This is a genomic window from Campylobacter concisus, from assembly GCF_002914005.1.
Classification (GTDB): domain Bacteria; phylum Campylobacterota; class Campylobacteria; order Campylobacterales; family Campylobacteraceae; genus Campylobacter_A; species Campylobacter_A concisus_N.
The window spans coordinates 1-4,164 of sequence record NZ_POZU01000083.1 but is presented as its reverse complement, the minus strand read 5'-3'; the positions used below and the strand labels follow the sequence as shown (position 1 = coordinate 4,164).

2 protein-coding genes are annotated in these 4,164 nt (G+C 37.1%); both read left to right on the top strand.

Going from position 1 to position 4,164, the window contains the following annotated elements:
- A partial coding sequence (locus CYP54_RS09220; RefSeq protein ID WP_103605017.1) for an HD domain-containing protein occupies positions 1 to 2,238 on the top strand: 2,238 nt, incomplete at its 5' end.
- Between the two features lie 3 nt (positions 2,239 to 2,241).
- Positions 2,242 to 4,053: a glutamine--fructose-6-phosphate transaminase (isomerizing) gene (gene glmS, locus CYP54_RS09215; protein ID WP_103605016.1), complete on the top strand. Its 1,812-nt coding sequence runs from the start codon at positions 2,242 to 2,244 to the stop codon at positions 4,051 to 4,053.
- Positions 4,054 to 4,164: the final 111 nt, after the last annotated feature.

Below are 4,164 nucleotides of genomic sequence, written 5' to 3'. Positions count from 1 at the left end.
TTACTTAGCACAAATAGTGAGCTTGAAATTTTGCTAGTTTATAAAAATTTAAAAGGCTACAACATAAAGAATTTCTTAAAAGAATTTAGCGAAATTTTAAGTGGTTCTGGAATAAATTTTTATATAAAAAGCGCTGAAATAGATGAAATTTTTACAAATTACAAAGACGATCTCAAATTTAAAAGCGAAACATCGCAAGTCCGATATATCTGTGGTTCAAAAAGTCTCTATCGCTTAGTAAAAAGCGAGATCGTAAAATTAAAAGAATTTGATAAAAAAGCCTTTTTAAACTACCATTTAAAGGCATTCTTGCCATTTTCTAGCATCAGCTACTTAGCCCAAGAGCCAAATCTAAAAAGTGGCTTTGGCGGGATAGATGAAATTTACCACTTAAACTGCATACTAAACTGCCTTGATAGCGACATTTCAGTTAGATCACAAGCCCTAAAAGTGATGAATGAAAAAGAGATCGCTAGCTTTAACCTAAATGTGGACTTTTTACTAAGCCTACTAACTACCTTAAATTTAACGCAAAATTCTGATACTTTTAGCGCTTCAAGCGTTGAGATCACGACAAATTTCATGCAGACAAAGTCTAAAAAGCTTCAAGATAACGAAAGCGTTATCAGCCAAAAAATGCTAAGCTCGATGAATAATGTCGCCATTTATTCGAGGTTTATCGTCGCTTCTCTTTGCAGGCCATTTTTTAAAAGTGAGCTAAATTTTGATCAGAGAAAATTTGCAAGGCTAAAAAATGGCTTTTATGAGATAAATGGCGTTATCTACGTGCCACTTCATAAAAAGCCAGCTCTCATTGAAAATCTAATAACCGAGCTTTTAGAGCTAAAAGATGTTGATTATAAATTTGATATAAGCGCAATCTTTTACATCAAGCGAGCCATTATCACAAAAAGCGGCTTGGAGCGTGCTATAAGCGAGTTTAAAAAGATATTTTTAAGAAAAAATTCCTACGCAATTTTAAAATCATTGCTCGATGCGCAAATGATACAAATTTTAATAAAACCAATGGAACACATCAGCCAGCTAGCTCAGTACGACGGCTATCACGAATTTACGGTCGATGAGCATAGCATTTTAAGTGTAAAATTTCTCGAAAATATAAAAGATAAATTTATAAAAAATCTCTACACCGAGCTTTGCTTGGAGGGCAAGACGATGCTAAAGATCGTGACTTTAATGCACGACGTTGGCAAGGGGCTTGGTAAAGACCACGCAAATATCGGCGCTAATATCTTTAGAGCATACGCAAACAAGCTAAATTTAAGCCAAAAAGCCGTAAATATCGGCGTCATCTTGATAAAATACCACACGCTAATGAGCAACGTCTCAAATAGAGAAGACATTTATTCCCAACGCGTTATATTTGCTTTTATCTCAAAGCTTGGCGACAAGCAGGTTTTAAAACTGCTTTACATCCTTAGCTACTGCGTGATAAATGCCACAAACGAGAGGCTCTATAACGCCTACACAGCAAAGCTTTTAAGGGAACTTTATGAAATTTCTCTTAGTGCATTTAGCGATGAAAATTTACTAGATGAAGCGACAAGGCGCGTAAAAAAAGAGCAGTCTATAAAACGAAATAGTGAGTTTTTAGCGCTTGAGCCAAATTTGCAAGATAAAATTTTTAAAATCACATCAAATCTTGTCTTTATAAAATATAGTGCGAGCGAAATTATAAATTTAAGCAAGGTTGCAGATGGCTTAGATGCGACAGAAATTTTTATAAATAACTCTAAAAATTTAAGCATTCAGATCTATACAAAAAAAAGCCTAAATTTAAGCGCCCTACTCTATGAATTTGCTAAATTTGACCTGGCATATATGGAAATTTTTGAGCTATTTGAGAAGAAATTTTACATCAGGCTTGATTTTAACCAAAATGTTAAAAAAGAGGAGCTTGAAACTACTAAAAATTTAGCTCTAAAATCCTTAAATAGCGAGGTTTTAAAAGAGCCTTTGAAACCAAACATTAACAAAGATGAGATAAACTTCGAGCTAAATCACTCAAAAGATTACGCCAAACTTAGCATCAACGCAAAAGATCAGCGCGGGCTAATGGCTTATGTGATGAGTGTTTTTGATAGGCTTCATTTTCAAGTCACGAGTGCTAGAATCCAAACGGTCAAAAATAGAACAAGAAATCTCTTTTTGATCGAGAAAAACGAACGACTTGAGAGTAAAGGCGAAGAGATATTAAATTTATTAATAAGTGAGTAAAAAATGTGTGGAATCGTAGGATACATCGGAGATAAAGAGAAAAAAGAGGTCATTTTAAGTGGCCTAAAAGAGCTTGAGTATCGTGGATATGACAGCGCTGGTATGGCTGTGATGAGTGGTGGCAAGATTGATTTTTTTAAAGCGGTCGGCAAGCTTGAAAATTTAGCCCTAAAGACAAAGGACTTTACATCAGAGGGCTTTGGCGTGGCAATAGGTCACACACGCTGGGCGACACATGGCAAACCAACTGAGATAAACGCTCACCCGCACCTTGGCGAGCACTCATTTGTCGTTCACAATGGCATCATCGAAAACTATAAAGAGCTTAAAGATGAGCTTGAGGCAAAGGGCGTGAAATTTGTCAGCCAAACCGACACTGAAGTGATCGTGCACCTTTTTGAAGAAATTTTAAAAGAGAAAAAAGACCCATTTAAAGCTTATGAGGCAACTATCGCAAAGCTAAGAGGTGCATACGCGACGCTACTTATCACCAAAACTGCACCTGATAAAATATTTTTTGCAAAAGATGCCGCTCCTATGGCGATAGGAAAGAGCGACAAAAAAGAGCTATACTTTGCTTCATCTGACGCTCCACTTATCGGCAATGCAACAGAGGTGGCATATCTTGATGACAACAATTACGGCTACGTGAGCTTAGACGAGATCGCAGTCTTTAAACACGGCAAAAAGGCGAGCATAACGTTTAATGCTTTACCAAAAGATAAGAGCTATGCCCAAAAAGAGGGCTATACATTTTTCATGGAGAAAGAAATTTACGAGCAAGGTGCAGTCGTATCTGAAACCATTATGGGCAGGGTTAAAAACCACAAAGTCACTCTTGAAAATTTAGACGATGAATATCTAAAAAGTATCGATGATGTCGTGCTTTGCGCGTGCGGCACGAGCTACCATGCAGCACTAACCGCAAGCTATCTTTTTGAAAGGCTTGCTAAAGTTAGAACAAAGGTCGAAGTTGCTAGCGAATTTAGATACAGAAAGCCTTACTTAAACAAAAATTCGCTTTTTATCGTTATATCTCAAAGCGGCGAAACAGCAGATACTCTAGAAGCATTGAGGATCGCTAAAGAAGCCGGTCTTAGGACAATTGCTATTTGCAACGTTGATAACTCATCTATCGTTAGACTAGCTGACAATACTCTTCTAACTCGCGCTGGCATTGAAAAAGGTGTGGCAAGCACAAAGGCCTTTGCAACGCAGATCATCGTGCTTTGGATGCTTGTGCTTCAAATGGCAGCAGCAAAAGAGTCTATCAGCAAAAAAGAGCTTGATCACGAGATCAAAACGCTTCTTCACATCCCACAAATTTTAAATATCAACAACTCTCTTCAAGAGAAGCTTCACCGCCTAAGCAAGCATTATTTACACGGTCATGGCTTCTTCTTTATTGGTAGAGATATTTTCTATCCGCTAGCACTTGAAGGTGCGTTAAAACTTAAAGAAATTTCATATCTTCACGCCGAAGGCTATCCATCAGGCGAGATGAAACACGGCCCTATCGCACTTGCAGATGAGAAGCTATTTACGATCGCTTTAATGCCTCAAAATTTACTTTATGAAAAAACAAAAAGCAACGTCGAAGAGCTTGCTGCAAGAGATGCATACATCCTAGCGATAAGCCCACTTGAGTTTGAACTAAGCGATGACTACGTAAAAACAAGCGTTCAAGATCATTATATGAGCGAATTTTTTGAGATGATGCTTGTACTTCAGCTACTTGCACTTGAAATTTCTGTTAGACTTGGCAACAACGTCGATATGCCAAGGAATCTTGCAAAAAGCGTGACTGTCGAATAACTCGTGTGGCTGGCATCTTACTAGCCGCTTAAATTTTTATAAAAGTAGTTTTGCATTATGCTACTAAACATAAATCTTATATTAATATTTTTATAATATTTGCTTATATAT

What these genes read in the sequence shown, in the direction of transcription:
- glmS (WP_103605016.1), top strand. Translation starts at nt 2,242, where the DNA reads ATGTGTGGAATCGTAGGATACATCGGAGATAAAGAGAAAAAAGAGGTC.